Annotated in this window: 11 protein-coding genes; 5 read left to right on the top strand and 6 right to left on the bottom strand. The window is 71.1% G+C overall.

Annotated features, from left to right (window positions below):
• Positions 1 to 1035: a LacI family DNA-binding transcriptional regulator gene (locus ACIP6U_RS16760; protein ID WP_401717673.1), complete on the top strand. Its 1035-nt coding sequence runs from the start codon at positions 1 to 3 to the stop codon at positions 1033 to 1035.
• Complete coding sequence (locus ACIP6U_RS16755; protein WP_401717670.1) at positions 1032 to 2990, top strand: DUF2264 domain-containing protein; 1959 nt, start codon at positions 1032 to 1034, stop codon at positions 2988 to 2990. The genes ACIP6U_RS16760 and ACIP6U_RS16755 overlap by 4 nt, the downstream gene beginning before the upstream one ends.
• A 34-nt stretch (positions 2991 to 3024) precedes the next feature.
• Here ACIP6U_RS16755 and ACIP6U_RS16750 read toward each other — a convergent pair whose 3' ends face one another.
• Complete coding sequence (locus tag ACIP6U_RS16750) at positions 3025 to 4029, bottom strand: glycoside hydrolase family 6 protein (protein WP_401717667.1); 1005 nt, start codon at positions 4027 to 4029, stop codon at positions 3025 to 3027.
• Positions 4030 to 4045: 16 nt separating this feature from the next.
• On the bottom strand, positions 4046 to 6298 hold the full coding sequence (locus tag ACIP6U_RS16745; protein ID WP_401717664.1) for a glycoside hydrolase family 9 protein: 2253 nt from the start codon (positions 6296 to 6298) through the stop codon (positions 4046 to 4048).
• A 260-nt stretch (positions 6299 to 6558) separates the two neighbouring features.
• Here ACIP6U_RS16745 and ACIP6U_RS16740 point away from each other — a divergent pair, with 260 nt between their 5' ends.
• Positions 6559 to 7956 (top strand): GH1 family beta-glucosidase, encoded by a 1398-nt coding sequence (locus ACIP6U_RS16740; protein WP_401717661.1) that lies wholly within the window; start codon positions 6559 to 6561, stop codon positions 7954 to 7956.
• A 72-nt stretch (positions 7957 to 8028) separates the two neighbouring features.
• Positions 8029 to 9030, top strand: coding sequence for a LacI family DNA-binding transcriptional regulator (locus tag ACIP6U_RS16735; protein WP_401717658.1), 1002 nt, complete (start codon positions 8029 to 8031; stop codon positions 9028 to 9030).
• Between the two features lie 33 nt (positions 9031 to 9063).
• Here ACIP6U_RS16735 and ACIP6U_RS16730 read toward each other — a convergent pair whose 3' ends face one another.
• On the bottom strand, positions 9064 to 9789 hold the full coding sequence (locus tag ACIP6U_RS16730; RefSeq protein ID WP_401717656.1) for an alpha/beta fold hydrolase: 726 nt from the start codon (positions 9787 to 9789) through the stop codon (positions 9064 to 9066).
• A gap of 217 nt (positions 9790 to 10006) precedes the next feature.
• On the opposite strand from ACIP6U_RS16730, the gene ACIP6U_RS16725 reads away from it, so the two are divergent.
• A complete protein-coding gene (locus tag ACIP6U_RS16725; protein WP_401717653.1) occupies positions 10007 to 10858 on the top strand; it encodes a helix-turn-helix domain-containing protein in 852 nt (283 codons plus the stop codon).
• 4 nt (positions 10859 to 10862) lie between these two features.
• On the opposite strand, the gene ACIP6U_RS16720 is transcribed toward ACIP6U_RS16725, so the two are convergent.
• The 3 genes from ACIP6U_RS16720 to ACIP6U_RS16710 form a co-directional block, all read right to left on the bottom strand.
• On the bottom strand, positions 10863 to 12482 hold the full coding sequence (locus ACIP6U_RS16720) for a purple acid phosphatase family protein (RefSeq protein WP_401717650.1): 1620 nt from the start codon (positions 12480 to 12482) through the stop codon (positions 10863 to 10865).
• A 227-nt stretch (positions 12483 to 12709) separates the two neighbouring features.
• Entirely contained in the window at positions 12710 to 13510 is an 801-nt protein-coding gene (locus ACIP6U_RS16715; RefSeq protein ID WP_401717648.1) for a class II aldolase/adducin family protein, read from the bottom strand.
• 147 nt (positions 13511 to 13657) lie between these two features.
• Complete coding sequence (locus ACIP6U_RS16710) at positions 13658 to 14107, bottom strand: Lrp/AsnC family transcriptional regulator (RefSeq protein WP_401717645.1); 450 nt, start codon at positions 14105 to 14107, stop codon at positions 13658 to 13660.
• Between the last annotated feature and the right edge of the window lie 53 nt (positions 14108 to 14160).

Genomic DNA, 14160 nt, shown 5'->3' with positions numbered 1-14160 from the left:
GTGGCGTCGCGCGCGGGCGTGTCCGTCGCCACCGTGTCGCGGATCCTCAGCGAGGCGTACACGGCGCCTCCGGCCACGCACGAGCGGGTCATGCAGGCCGTGCGCGACCTCGACTACGTGGTCAACACCAACGCCCGCACCCTCAGCACGACTTCGGGGCTGGTGGCGATGGTGGTCAACGACATCACCTCGCCGTTCTTCATGAACGTCGCCTCCGGGGTGGAGGAGCAGGCCGTCGCCGACGGCCGGGTCTGCCTGGTCTGTTCCACCCAGGGGGTCCCGGAGCGTGAGCTGTCGGTGATCAACCTGATGCGCCAGCGCGGCGCGGAGGCGATCATCCTGGTCGGCGGCATGGCCGAGACCGAGGAGCATCTCACCCAACTCGCCGCCGCCGCCGAGGGGATGGACCGGGCCGGCGCCCGCCTGGTGCTCTGCGCCCGGCCGTGGAAGGGCACCAAGGCGCCGGTGGACGTGGTGGAGTGCGACATGGAGGCCGGCGCCTTCGCCGCCACCAGTCATCTGCTCTCCGCCGGCCACACCCGGGTGGCCCACCTGGCGGGCCCGCACGAGTTCAGCGTGGCCGGCCAGCGCCTCGAAGGATACGAACGGGCGCTGCGCGCACACGGCATCAAGCCCGACCCGGCACTCGTCGCCGAGACCGACATGACACGCGAGTCCGGCTACGAGGCGGCCGCCCGCCTCCTCACCGACACCGATGCCACCGCGATCTTCTGCGCCAGCGACATGAGCGCGGCGGGCGCCATCGCCGCCGCCCGCGACCTGGGCCGCTCGGTCCCCGACGAGCTCTCCGTGGTCGGCTTCGACGACATCCCGCTCGCCGAGGACCTCTACCCGCGCCTGACCACCGTGCACGTCCCCCAGCAGGAACTCGGCCGCTCCGCCGCCCGTCTGGCCCTGCACCGCCGCCCCACGGATCCGCCCAGTCGCCGTGTGGTGCTCGGCTCGCACGTCGTCGTACGCCGGTCGGTGGCACCCCCGGCCCGCCTCAACACCGTCGGAAAGGCGGACAGTTGACATCCGAAGACCGGCTCCTCTCGCCGTACACCGGCTGGACGCGTACGCACTGGGAGGCGCTGGCCGACGCCCAGCTGGCCGCCGTCCGCCCGTACGCCACCGACCACCACGCCCTCCTCCACCTGCCCGGCCCCGCCAGCCGCTCCGGCCGGCACAGTGACGGCCTCGAAGGCTTCGCCCGCACCTTCCTGCTCGCCGGGTTCCGCCTGGCCCACTCCGGCGACAACGACCCGGGCGGTCACGCGAGTTGGTACGCCGAGGGCCTGACCGCCGGCACCGACCCGAGCTCCCCGGACCACTGGCCGAGCATGCGCGAGTGCAGACAGGCCAAGGTCGAGTGCGCGTCGGTGGCGATCGCGCTGCACGAGACCCGGCCCTGGATCTGGGACCGCCTCGACGACGGCGTACGACAACGGATCGTCGCCTGGATGACGGAGCTGCTCGGCAGTGACGTGCCGGACAACAACTGGGTCTGGTTCAGGGCGATCACGTCGGCGTTCCTGCGTTCGGTCGGCGCCCCGTGGAGCGCGCCGGACATCGACCACGCGATCGCGCGGACGGAGGACTGGTACGCGGGCGAGGGCTGGTACTCCGACGGCGGCACCGGCGGCACGCCGCGGCACTTCGACCACTACTCGGGCTGGGCCATGCAGTACTACCCGCTCTGGTACTGCCGCATCTCGGGCACCGCCGCGCACCCTGACCTGCTCCCCCGCTACCGGGCCCGGCTGCGCCGCTACCTCGACGACGTCCAGCACCTCGTGGCGGCCGACGGCGCCCCGCTGTACCAGGGCCGCTCCCTCACCTACCGCTACGCGACGCTCTGCCCGCTGTGGGTGGGCGCCGTCTTCGACGCCACTCCCCTGCCCGCGGGCCGCACCCGCCGCCTGGCGAGCGGAGTGCTGCGGCACTTCACCGAAGCCGGCTGCTTCGACGAGCATGGGCTCCAACCGCTGGGCTGGCACGGTGAGTTCACGGCCATCAGACAGCCCTACTCCGGGCCCGGCTCGCCGTACTGGTCGAGCAAGGGCTTCGCCGGACTGGTGCTGCCGCCGGAACACCCGGTGTGGACGGAGAAGGAGGAGGCCCTGGCGATCGAGACCCGGGACGTGCGGCGGACGGTGACCGCCCCGGGGTGGCTCGTCTCCGGCACGGCCGCGGACGGGGTCGTACGCGTCGTCAACCACGGCAGCGACCACGCCTTCGGTGACGGCGTCGACGTCGAGGCGGACGACCCGACGTACACCCGCCTCGCCTACGCCACCCACGCGGCCCCCGACAGCACGGAGGCGAGCCTGAACGACCCGCTCGACTCGCACTTCGCGCTGCTCGACGCCGACGAACGCCCTTCCCACCGCCGCCCGTTGACCCGGCTGCACCTCGGTGTGCGCACCGCCGTCTCCCGCCACCGCGCCCACTGGCCGCTCGGCCCGGTACCCGCCCCGTACGCCCACGACCCCGCGCCCGCCTTCCGCACGGGTCCATGGCTCACGACGGCATCCGTGCTGAACGGCCCGCTGGAGGTGCGGCTCGCACGCGTCGACGGCCCGTTCCAGGAACCGCTCCGGCTGCGGCTCGGCGGCTACTGTCTGGCCGCCGACGAGCCGCCGCTCGCGCACGAGGAGACCGGGCCTGCCGCGTGGGTGAGCCGCTCGACCGGCCTGTGCAGCACGGTGGTCGGTCTGCGCGGCTTCGACCGAGCAGGCATCACCACGGCGCGTGACGCCAACGCCTTCGGCCCGTACTCGGCGACACCCTGGCTCGCCACGACCGAGGAGGTCGAACCGGGCGCGGTGTACGCCGCGTTGGTCTGTCTCTCCGGAGTGGTCGAAGGCCCGGGTGCCGCCGAAGCGGTACGTCTGGAGGTCGCGTACGACGGTGACGGCACCGCGCTCGCCTCCGTCAGCTGGCCCGACGGCACCGAGGACAACGTCCGGCTGGAGCCGCCGAGTTGACCCGTGCGCCGGGATCAGGCGCCGTACGTCTCGATCATGTGCCGTCGATGAGCCGGACCGCGATCGCTGGGCTGAACTGGCCGGCGGGGACCGTCGGGGCGATGCCGCACTGCCCGTCGGAGTTGCCCGGTGTCTTCACCCACAGCAGCAGGTCCTCGGCGCCGCCCACGCGCGCGGTGACGCCGAGTCTGCGCCCGGCCGGGTTGCACCACTCGCCGTTGGAGCCGTTGCCGTTGCGGCTGGTGTCGACGACGAAGTGGGAGCCGCCGCCGAGCGCCGAGTTGATCGAGGTGCCGTAGGTCTCCGAGGACGAGGTGGTGTAGAAGTTCGAGACGTTCACGGCGAAGCCGCGGACGGTGGCGACGCCCGCGGACCTCAGCCGGCTCGCCATGGTCGCGGGGGCGACCCAGTTGGTGTGCCCGGCGTCCAGATAGGCCCAGGTGTTGGGTGCCTTCTGCTGGAACATCTGGGCGGCGTAGGCGAGCATCGCGAGGCGGTCGCCGATCTGCGCGGTCGTCAGGCAGCTGAAGTCCGACAGGGCGTCCGGCTCGATGACGACCACGGCGGGGCGGTCGCCCACCGCCGCCGCGAAGGTGGAGATCCAGGTGCGGTACTCGGCCACGCTGCCCGCGCCGCCGGAGGAGTGACCGCCGCAGGCGTCCCGGAGCGGGATGTTGTACGCGACGAGGACCGGCAGTCTGTCGTGGCTGTCGGCCGCGCCGACGTAACTGGAGACGGCGGGCCCGATGCCCCCGCTCTCGGCGGCGAACCAGCGGGCGATCGGCTGCGAGGCGATGGCCGACTGGATGCGTGCGGCTCGGGTGTCGGAGGGGTTGTTCCGGACCCAGACGGCCGGGCCCGAGTCGGGGTTGGAGTAGAAGCCGCTGGTCAGGGAGATCGGACTGGCGGCGGCCGCCGAACCGGCTGACAGGAGCGGCAGCGGCGCAACGAGCAGACAGATCAGGGCGGTTCGGAGCGCGACGGTTTTAGGTGAGGCGGTCTTGAGCGAGCGGGTTTTGAGCAGGGCTTTCCAGCGCATGGGGAATCCCTTCCTCTCAGCGGGCCGAGTCCGCGGCGAAGGTCGCCACCCAGGCGAGCGCGGAGTTCCAGTTGATGGCGATCTCGTTGGTCGAGTACGAGTAGATGTCGTCGATGTAGCAGGTGGCGGGGGCGCAGCCGACCAGGTTCTGCTGCGCGACCGGGTCCTGGAGGGCCGAGTCGGGGCCGCCGGCCAGTGAACCGGGCGGCGGGCTCGGCAACTCGGGGTCGATCTGGTGGGCCCAGATGCGGTTGTGCTGGTTGTGGCTGAACCGGGTGCCGTAGCCGGTGACGAAGGACTGGTTCAGGGCGTTGCGGCCGAGCAGGTAGTCCAGCGACTCCAGGACGGCGCCGCGGTAGACGTCCCGGTGGGTGAGGTCGTACGCGGTCGCGATGACCATGGCGTTGTTCGCGGTGACGCTGTTGGAGCCCCAGGCGTAGGCGCCGTCGGCGGGCAGGCTGGGGTTCGGGTAGCCCTGCGACCGCTCGTCCCGGACGAACCCGTCCGCGACGGCGAGGACCCGCTTGCGGGCGGCGGCGACCATGCGCTCGGGGAAGCGGTTCGGCAGCCGGACGACGGTGAGATCGGCGAGCGCGCCGGTGTCCCGCCACGAGAACCCAGCCGAGGTCATCCTCGTGTCGATCCGGGACAGATAGGCACGGTCGTGCGTGGTGGCGTACAACTCCGTTGCAGCCCAGGAGAATTCGTCGGTCACGTCCGTGTCGGCGTACGCTCCCCCGCCGACGCTGTCGCTGCTCGGGGCGTACACGTCGGGGTGGGCGAGCGCGGCCTTCCAGGCGGTCTCGGCGGCGGTCAGGCAGGTGCGGGCGAAGGCCGCGTCGTAGCGGGCCCAGACCCGGGCGCACTGGGCGCCCGCGGCGGCCAGGTTGAGGGTGGCGGCCGTGGACGGCGCGTGCAGGTAACGGGGTTGGGAGTCCTGGTCGGGCCGAGTGGGGAGAGCACTCCAGGCCAGGTCGTGGATCTTGTGGTGGGCCATGCCGGCCAGCGGCTCGCCCGCGGGCACCTGCATGCTCAACAGGAACTCCGTCTCCCAGCGGGACTCGTCGAGCACGTCCGGGACGCCGTTGTGGTGCTCGGGGATGCTCAGCAGTCCGTCGCGCAGACCTGCGGAATCGCCCTGGGCGCGGGAGCGTTCGTAGGAGTCCATCAACTGCCATGCCGCGAGGGCCCCGTTGACGACGTACTTGCCCTGGTCGCCGGCGTCGTACCAACCACCCCGGACGTCCAGGGAATAGTCGCACGTGCCGGGCGGACAAGGCACGTCGGTGTCGCCCTTGTTCGGGGCCACGCCGACGTGACCGGCGGGCCGGGCGTAGGCGTCGCCCGCGTACTGGGCCTCGATGGGGGTGCCGCTGCGGACATCGTAGAAATACCCCAACGCGTCCTTGCGCAGGGAGGTGTAGGGGTTGTCCGCGATGGCGAACGGGTAGCTGGTCGCGTCGCCGACCGCGAGCGTGTATCCCGTACCGGCCTTGCGCACCGAGCTGAAGTCGGCGATGTGCACGTGGTCGCCGGAGGCGGTGTCCGTGCCCTGGACGTGGGTGCGTCCGGTCCTGACGACATCGGCGGAGGCGTCGAGCAGGCGCCAACGGACCGGCTTCGCCGAGGAGTTGACGATGGACGCCCTCTTGGGGCCGTGGACCGCGTAGCCGTACTGGTTCGTCCGCACCGGGGAGCCGAAGTCGCGTCCGCCGCCCGGGGGTGTCGCGCCGCCGGTGAGGGAGACGTCGTCGAGGCAGAGGGTGAACGGCTGGGTGGCGCCGCCCTGTTGGAAGGAGAGCTGGGCGTGCAGGTCGGCGCGCGTGGAGGTGCCGGTGAACTGGAAGGTCTTGGGTGTGGTGGTGACGGCGGCCGTCTTGTTCAGGGTGGTCGTGACCGGAGCGGTGGGCACCTGCAGTACGGCGTGGATCGACACGTCCCGGGTGGCGGACGCGGTGAAGCGGAGCGTGTAGGGCTGTCCGGCCTCCAGGGGGATGTCGTTCTGGCCGATCATGGAGTCCCATACGTTGACGGTCCCCGCGGGGACGTTCGCGCACAGGCGGCCCAGGTCGACGGTGGACGGTGTGTTGCCACTGCTCCACCACGGGGTCTTCACGCTGTCGAACGTGCCGTTGAGCACGCGTTCGTAGGGTGCCTCCGCGGCGTGCGCGGGCGTTGTGGCGGTCGCGGCCAGGGTGGCGGCGGTCAGGGCGGGCGCGAGGAACACCGCGCCCCATCTGTGCTTGCGGAGTCTGGTCCTGCGGTACATACCGGGCCCTTCTCGGTGACAGGGTTCCCGGCTCGGTGCGGCGTCAGTGCCAGATGGTGGGTGGGGGCGACGAGGCTGTCAAGACTTCACACACAGGAGCCTTTTCCGCGTCCGGACCCTTCACAGACTGAACCCACCGCTCCTACTCTGCGACTGTAAGCGCTTCCAATTCTGACGGGAAGCATCACGCAGGTACCGGCCGAGCTGTGGCGTCAACCCAGCTTCACCCCTGTTCAGAAGCGAAAGTCACGTCCGGGTCGATGGGACTCCGACTGTTATCGCTCTCGGATTTCGGCAGACGGAGGTCCACCGCAGTGAGCACGTTCGATCCCGGCTTCCTGTGGGGTGCCGCCACATCGAGTTACCAGATCGAGGGCGCGGTCGCAGAGGACGGCCGGGGTCCCTCCATCTGGGACACCTTCGCGGCCACCCCGGGCGCCGTCCGGGACGGTGACACCGGAGCCGTCGCGGCCGACCACTACCACCGCTTCCCCGAGGACATCGCGCTGATGGCCGAACTCGGCCTGCGCGCCTACCGGTTCTCCCTCGCCTGGCCCCGGATCCAGCCCTCCGGCTCCGGTCCGGCCGACCGGCGCGGCCTCGACTTCTACCGCCGCCTCACCGACACCCTCCTCGACCACGGCATCCAGCCCTGGCCCACCCTCTACCACTGGGACCTGCCCCAGCCGCTGGAGGACTCCGGCGGCTGGCCGGTCCGGGACACCGCCGAGCGGTTCGCCGAGTACGCCGCTCTCGCGCACGGCGCGTTGGGCGACCGCATCACCCACTGGACCACCCTCAACGAGCCCTGGTGCTCGGCGTTCCTCGGCTACGCCACCGGCCGGCACGCCCCGGGCCGCCGCGAACCCGCCGCCGCCGTACGCGCCGCCCACCACCTGCTGCTCGGCCACGGCCTGGCCGCCGAGGCGATCCGGGGCGCCGGCACGCGCGCCGGCATCACCCTCAACCTCACGCACGTCACCCCGCTCTCCACCGAACCCGCCGACCTGGACGCGGCCCGCCGCATCGACGGCATGCAGAACCGGCTCTTCCTCGATCCGCTGCTGCGCGGCGCCTACCCCGCCGACGTACTCGACGACCTCCGCGAGGTCACCGACGCCGGCCACATCCACGACGGCGACCTGAAGCGGATCGGGGCCCCGCCGGACCACCTCGGCATCAACTACTACGCGCCGATGCTGGTCGCCGGCAGTGCGACGCCGACCCAAACCGCGTATGTGGGCTCGCCGTTGGTCCGCGTCGCCGACGGAGGCAGACCCAGGACCGCGATGGGCTGGGAGATAGACGAGGGGGGACTGCTGCGCCTGCTCCTGCGGATCAAGGACGACTATCCGGCCCTGCCGCTGTACATCACGGAGAACGGGGCCGCCTTCGAGGACGTGGTGGCGCACGACGGGGTGCACGACGCGGACCGCGTGGCCTATCTGGACGGCCACATCCGCTCCTGCGCGGCGGCGATCGACCTCGGTGTGCCGCTCAAGGGCTACTTCGTCTGGTCGCTCCTCGACAACTTCGAGTGGTCCTTCGGCTACGCGCCCCGCTTCGGCATCGTGCACGTCGACTACCCGACCCAGCGCCGCACACCCAAGGACAGCGCGCGCTGGTACGCGGAGGTCATCCGGCGCGGCGGCCTGTGACACCGCGGACTCCGTTCGCGCTTACAGTGCTGCTACCGCCCGTCCCGTCCGCAGGAACAGGAGCCGCCCCACATGACCAGACGGCCGCCGACGCTCGACGAGGTGGCGCTGCGCGCCGGGGTGTCGATCGGGACGGTCTCGCGGGTGATCAACAACCGGCAGCACGTGAGCACGAAGGCGCGCCGGGCGGTGGAGAGTGCCGTGGCGGAGCTGGGCTACGTGCCCAACATGGCGGCGCGTTCGCTCGCCTCGCAGCGTCGCGGCGCGGTGGTGCTGGCGATCTCCAGCGACGACCCCGCGCTCTTCGCCAACCTCTTCTTCGCGGAGGTGATCACCGGCGTCAACGCGGTCATCGAGGAGACGGACCTCGAACTGCTGCTGGTCCTGGCCGCCTCCGAGCGTGGCCGGACCCGGCTGTCCCGCATTCTCCGGTCCCGGGGCGCGGACGGCGTCATGCTGCTGGCCCTGCGCGAGAACGATCCGCTGGCGAAGGTGGCCGAGGCGGGGGGCGTGCCCGTCGTGCACGGCGGCCGCTCCCTGGACCGGACCCCGCGCTGGTACGTGGACGCCGACAACCGGGGCGGTGCCCGCCAGGCCGTCGAGCATCTGATCTCGACGGGCCGCCGTGCCATCGGGACCGTCACCGGTCCGCAGGACCTGCACGCGGGTGTCTCCCGCTATCTGGGCTTCCGCGAGGCGGTCGCGCTGGCCGGTCTGTCGGACCATCGCGTGGTCCACGCCGACTTCAGCGAGGTGGGCGGCGCCACCGCGACCGCCCGGCTCCTCGACGAACACCCCGATCTGGACGCGGTGTTCGTCGCCTCGGACGCCATGGCGGCGGGTGCTCTGCAGGTGCTGCGCGAGCGCGGCCGGGCCGTCCCCGAGGACATCGCGGTCGTCGGGTTCAACGACGTCCTCACCGCGCGGCACACCCAGCCGGCCCTGACGACGGTCCACCAGCCCATCGTCGCCCTCGGCCGCGAGATGACCCGCATGCTGGTGCGTGTGCTGGACGGCGAGGAGCCGACGCCCCTGATCCTGCCGACGGAACTGGTGATCAGGGGATCGGCGTAACGAGGTCTGTCGACACGGCGGCGTGCGGGGCGGTCAAGCGAGCTTGAGCAGCAGGTCGGTGAGTTCGGCCGGTGTGGTGATCATGCAGTCGTGGCCTGCGGTCAGTTCCCACACCTGGGCCGGGGTGCCGTTGGGCTGGGTCGCGGGGACGGGGCGCCGTTCGAAGCCTTCCGGCTCGCTGCCCACGCAGTGGATGTGGGTCCGGGGGACGGCGTTCGCGCCGGGGTTGTCCAGGCGGACCGGCTGTTGGAGGCAGTGCGCCGACTGGTCCGAAAGCGTCGTGCGCAGCCAGGCGATGTCTGCCGGGTCGGTGACCCCGAACAGGCCGCCGGGCGGCGGGAATTCGGGCAGCGGCGGAATCCGCCAGCCGGTGCCGGACCGCGCGGCGAGGTCGATCAGCGTCTGCGTCACGGGCATGACGTCGACCGCGCTTTCGCCGTCCCGCGGGACCATGGCGTCGAGGTAGACCAGGTGGGCGACGCGTTCGGGGACTCGGTTCGCCGCGGCCGAGACGACCAGCCCCGCGTAGCTGTGCCCCACGAGAACCACGTCGGTCAGGTCCTCCTCGACGATCAGGCCGACCACGTCGTCGACATGTGTGTCGAGGCCGACCTCGGGGCCGAGCAGGTGTGCCTTGTCGCCGTGGCCGGTCAGCGACGGCGCGAGCACCCGGTGTCCGGCCGCCGTCAGCAGCGGGACCACCCGGTCCCAGGCCTGTCCGCTGTGCCAGGCACCGTGGACCAGTAGATACGTGGACATGGCTGTCGCTCCTCGTCGTGGTGGGGTGGCCGGCGCCTCGTCGTGGTGGGGTGGCCGGCGCCTCGTCGTGGCGGGAGTGGTCGGCGCCGCTGATCGGCACGCCCTCGGCCGGCCACCGGTCACGCTGCCGCCGGGGCTCCGCCCGAGCCAGGGCCCCCTCGATCCTGGGGGTGACAGGACCAGGCAGGCCCGCGACCACGCGACTTACAGTGGGGAGATGCCGGACGAACCGAATCCGCTGGGCGAGTACGTGCGCGCCCGCCGCGAGCTCGTCACGCCTGAGCAGGTCGGTATCCCCGTGATCGGGGTACGACGGGTGCCGGGGCTGCGCCGGGAAGAGGTCGCGATGCTCGCCGGTATCAGCGCCGACTACTACCTGCGCCTGGAGCAGGGCCGCGACCGCAACCCCTCCGCGCAGGTCCTGGAATCCATCGCGCGCGTGCTGCAGCTCGACGCCGACGCGACGGCGCACCTGCTGCTGCTCGGCGCCGACCGCCCCCGACGGCACCGCGCCAAGTCCCGGCCGCGGAAGGAGACGGTCCCGCCGGGCATCGCCAAGCTCGTCGCCACGCTCCCGCTCCCCGCGCTGGTCGAAGGCCGCTATTTCGACGTGCTCGCCGCCAACTCCCTGGCGACGGCTCTGTCACCGCGCTTCACGGAGGGCGCCAACCGGCTGCGGTCCCTGTTTCTCGACCCGGCCGAGCAGGCGCTCTACCCGTACTGGGAAGGCGCGGCCGGGGGCATGGTCGCCGGCTTCCGCGAGTCGGTCGGCACCGACACGGACGACCCCCGGTTCATCGAGCTGGTCGGTGAACTCTCCCTCGCCAGCCCCCTGTTCAGCCGGCTCTGGGCCCGGCACGACGTACTGGCCTGCGAGGCCGCGCCCAAGTACATCGACCACCCGCAGGTCGGCGGGTTGCGGTTGAACCGGGAGCGGCTGAGCATCGACGGCGCGGCCGGCCAGACGCTCGTCGTCTACCACCCGGACCCCGGCACCGACAGCGCCGACCGACTGACGCTGCTCGCCTCAGCCGTGCAGACACCAGCCGCCGGCGCCGGATCCGTCTGAGGTACTACCTGCCGTGGCCGTCGGAGCGCTTGCGGTGGAGGGTGAAGTTCTCGAAGACCGACAGCTCGCCGTGCGGCTTGTTCACGTTGTAGTAGGTGACGTGCATACGGGTGGTGTCGCCCGGGTGGCGGCCGGGGTCGACGGTGAACGCGGCGAAGCCGTAGGGGTGTTCGGTGTCCCGGACGCCGATCCAGACCGCCTCCTCCTTGACGTACGTGGAGGTGCGCTTGCCGTTGGAGCCGGGGGTCGCCGACACGGCGGTGATCACCTTGCCGGTGCCGTCCTTGAAGAAGGCCTGGTTGGTGGTGCCGGAGACGCCTCCGCCGCCGAGGATCATGTGCACGGTGCCGAGGCCGGTGTCGATGGAGTCGGTGGCGTGCGAGACCGGGTTGGGGGTCAGGGTCTCGCTGCCGTTGACCACACCGCGAACGGCCAGTGAGCGCTCGTAGTTGTGCTCGTGGCCGCACAGCACCAGGTCCACGCCGTAGCGGTCGAAGAGCGGGCCGTACTTCTGGCGCAGGCCCAGGTCGGCGCCGTTGGCGTCGGAGGAGCTGATCATCACCTGGTGCATGGCGACGACCACCCAGTCGACGTCACGGGAGGCCCGCGCGGCCTTCAACTCCTTCTCCAGGAAGGCGAGCTGGCGTCCGCCGGAGTAGCCGCTGATGTAGACGTCACCGCCGTCCTGGAGACAGTTGTCGTCGTTCTGCAGCACGATCACCCGGACGGACCCGGCCGTGAAGGCGTAGTAGAGGCCCGCGAGTTCGGCGTCCGTCTCGGTGGAGGGGAGGTCGAAGTAGGTCTGGTAGGCGCCCAGGCCGATCGGGCCGTTGGCCTTCTCGATCTCGTGGTTGCCGGCCGCCGGCATCCAGGGGCGGAAGCGCGCCGAACGGGTGTTGTTGGTGAAGAAGTTGTTCCAGGTGCGCACCCGGTCGACGTCCAGGTTGGCGTAGCAGAGGTCGCCGTTGAGCAGATGGAAGAGCGGGGCGACCTGCTCGATGCCGGTGACGATGTCCTTGGTCGCGGGCGTGGAGTTCGCGTCCAGCGCGACCGTGCCGTCGGCCGCCCAGGTCACCTGCGGCGCGGACTGGTCGCCGAAGCTGGTGAAGGTGAGCGGCTTGCGTCCGCGCGGTGCCGTGCGGAACGTGCCGCTGTCGGGGGTCGTGCCCTCGTGCGTGGCGAGGTAGATGTAGTCGGTGCCCGGGGTGAGCCGGTCGAGCGCGGCATGGTGGACGTACACCGTGCGGTTGGAGGTGCCGTCGACGTAGGTGACGGTCCGGGCCTTCGCGCTGGAGCCGAAGCCGTGCTCCAGGGTGCCGTAGCGCACCAGCGGTTTGGACACCGGTCTGTCGGTGATCCACGACACCGTCATCTGGGTGCGCGGATCGGCCCCGAAGGTCAGGTGCAGCCCCTGGACCGGGGGTGCGCCGGACGAGTCGGCGGTGAGGTGGAAGGCCGGGTCGGCGAGCGGAGCCGCCTCCGCGGTGCCCGCCCCCAGCAACGGGGTGACGGCGGCGCCGGCCCCCGCGGTGCCGAGCAGACCCAGCGCGTGCCGACGGCTGAACCCCTCGGAAGATTCGGATGTACTGGTCGACCCGTCCGATGTCCCCGCATGTGCGGTCATGGTGCCCTCCCTGACGAGCAGTTGAGCTGAACGACCGCACCCTGGCGGGCCACAAAGGCCCCTGAGTGAACGTTGCGTTGCCAGTTGGTCGTTGCGCCGCGTGGGACGGGCGGGGTAGGAGAACCTTGCCCCTGCCTTTGCCTGCGGTCGCCCAGCTGTTGGCACGACCGGGGGCAAACCGGCGTGCCGGGAGGGCTCGTTGGTTACTTCACGGGAGGGCGGGCCGGCTACTTCAGGACGTCGGGCTCCTGCTCCACGACCAGGTCGGCGAGCAGGTTGAAGTTGTGCCGGGCCATGTTCGCGTTGCTGAACTGGCGGTGCGCGAGCGTCACTTCCTCCTCGCTCATGACGCGCGGTGTGCCCGCGGCGTCGGCCAGGAGCTGCATCTGGCAGGCGCGTTCCATGGTGATGAACCACCAGGCGGCCTCCTCCACGGACCGGCCGACCGTCAGCAGCCCGTGGTGGCGGAGGATGGCCGCCCGGCGACCGCCGAGACGGACGGCGATCCGCTCGCCCTCGGACTTCTCCAGGACCAGGCCCTTGTACTCGTCGAACAGGACGTGGTCGTCGTAGAACGCGCACGACTCCTGGACGATCGGCGCGAGCGGCTTGTCCAGGGAGGCGAAGGCCCGGCCGTGGATCGTGTGGGCGTGGGAGACCGCGACGACGTCCGGGCGCGCGTGGTGGATGGAGGAGTGGATCCAGAAGGCGGCCTTGTTGGTCCGGCGCTCCCCCTCGATCACCCGCCCCTCCTCGTCGATGAGCAGCAGGTCGCTCACTCGGATCTTGGAGAAGTGGACCGCGTACGGATTGACCCAGAACCGGTCCGGGAACTCCGGGTCCCGCGCGGTGATGTGCCCCGCGATGCCCTCGTCGTAGCCGTAACGGGCGAAGATCCGGAACGCCACCGCGAGCTGCCGCTTCCGGTGCGCCCGCTCGGCCTCGACGCTGTCCTGCGCCTCCGCGAGCTGGGGGATGTCCAGCTCCTGGACGTCGTCAGTGGTGTTGCTTTGAGCGGTGACGGCCATTGTTCCGTCCTCCCATGCGCCGAAGTGAAGTTCCGTTCAGACTGCAACCATCCCCCTCCACGCGTCAACCTCCCAGGCAATATCGCTTGCCTATTAGGCAACTCGGCACGCTACTCACAGGACGCCGGCTCACAGGACGCCGGCGAGTCAGTCCCCCCGCCGCCAGGTGCCCAGCACCATCAGCGTCTTCGTGCCGATCACCGCGCCCGTACGCCGAAGCCGGTCGATGACGTCGCGCAGGTGCTGGACGTTGGTGACCCGGACGCGCACCAGGGCGTCGGGGTCGCCGGCCACCGTGAACACCTCCTGGGCCTCCGCGACGCTGGCGGCGGCCATGGCGATCGTCTCGACCTTGACGTCCCCGGCGAACCGGAGCTCGACGAAGGCCTCCAGGACGGTGCCTAGCTTGCCGTGGTCCAGCAGGACGGTGTAGCCGGAGATCACCCCGACCCGTTCCAGCCGGTCGACCCGCCGCTTGACCGCCGAGGGGGACAGCCCTACGCGGTCGGCGATCTCGGTCATGGTCCGGCGGCCGTCCTCCACGAGCAGGTCGAGGATGGCCCGGTCGACGCCGTCGATCAGCTCCGTGTCTTTCATGTGTCACCTCGGTCGTACGTGCATCTTCTTTGCTTGGAGTCGCCTCATCGTCG

The organism is Streptomyces sp. NPDC088794 (genome assembly GCF_044750545.1).
Lineage (GTDB): Bacteria > Actinomycetota > Actinomycetes > Streptomycetales > Streptomycetaceae > Streptomyces.
The sequence above is the reverse complement of the archived record's forward strand: the minus strand, read 5'-3'. Positions and strand labels throughout refer to the sequence as shown.

Coding starts and splice junctions, on each gene's coding strand:
- ACIP6U_RS16710 (WP_401717645.1), bottom strand. CDS start 14,107: ATGAAAGACACGGAGCTGATCGACGGCGTCGACCGGGCCATCCTCGAC.
- ACIP6U_RS16745 (WP_401717664.1), bottom strand. CDS start 6,298: ATGTACCGCAGGACCAGACTCCGCAAGCACAGATGGGGCGCGGTGTTC.
- ACIP6U_RS16725 (WP_401717653.1), top strand. CDS start 10,007: ATGCCGGACGAACCGAATCCGCTGGGCGAGTACGTGCGCGCCCGCCGC.
- ACIP6U_RS16730 (WP_401717656.1), bottom strand. CDS start 9,789: ATGTCCACGTATCTACTGGTCCACGGTGCCTGGCACAGCGGACAGGCC.
- ACIP6U_RS16715 (WP_401717648.1), bottom strand. CDS start 13,510: ATGGCCGTCACCGCTCAAAGCAACACCACTGACGACGTCCAGGAGCTG.
- ACIP6U_RS16740 (WP_401717661.1), top strand. CDS start 6,559: ATGGGACTCCGACTGTTATCGCTCTCGGATTTCGGCAGACGGAGGTCC.
- ACIP6U_RS16735 (WP_401717658.1), top strand. CDS start 8,029: ATGACCAGACGGCCGCCGACGCTCGACGAGGTGGCGCTGCGCGCCGGG.
- ACIP6U_RS16720 (WP_401717650.1), bottom strand. CDS start 12,482: ATGACCGCACATGCGGGGACATCGGACGGGTCGACCAGTACATCCGAA.
- ACIP6U_RS16750 (WP_401717667.1), bottom strand. CDS start 4,029: ATGCGCTGGAAAGCCCTGCTCAAAACCCGCTCGCTCAAGACCGCCTCA.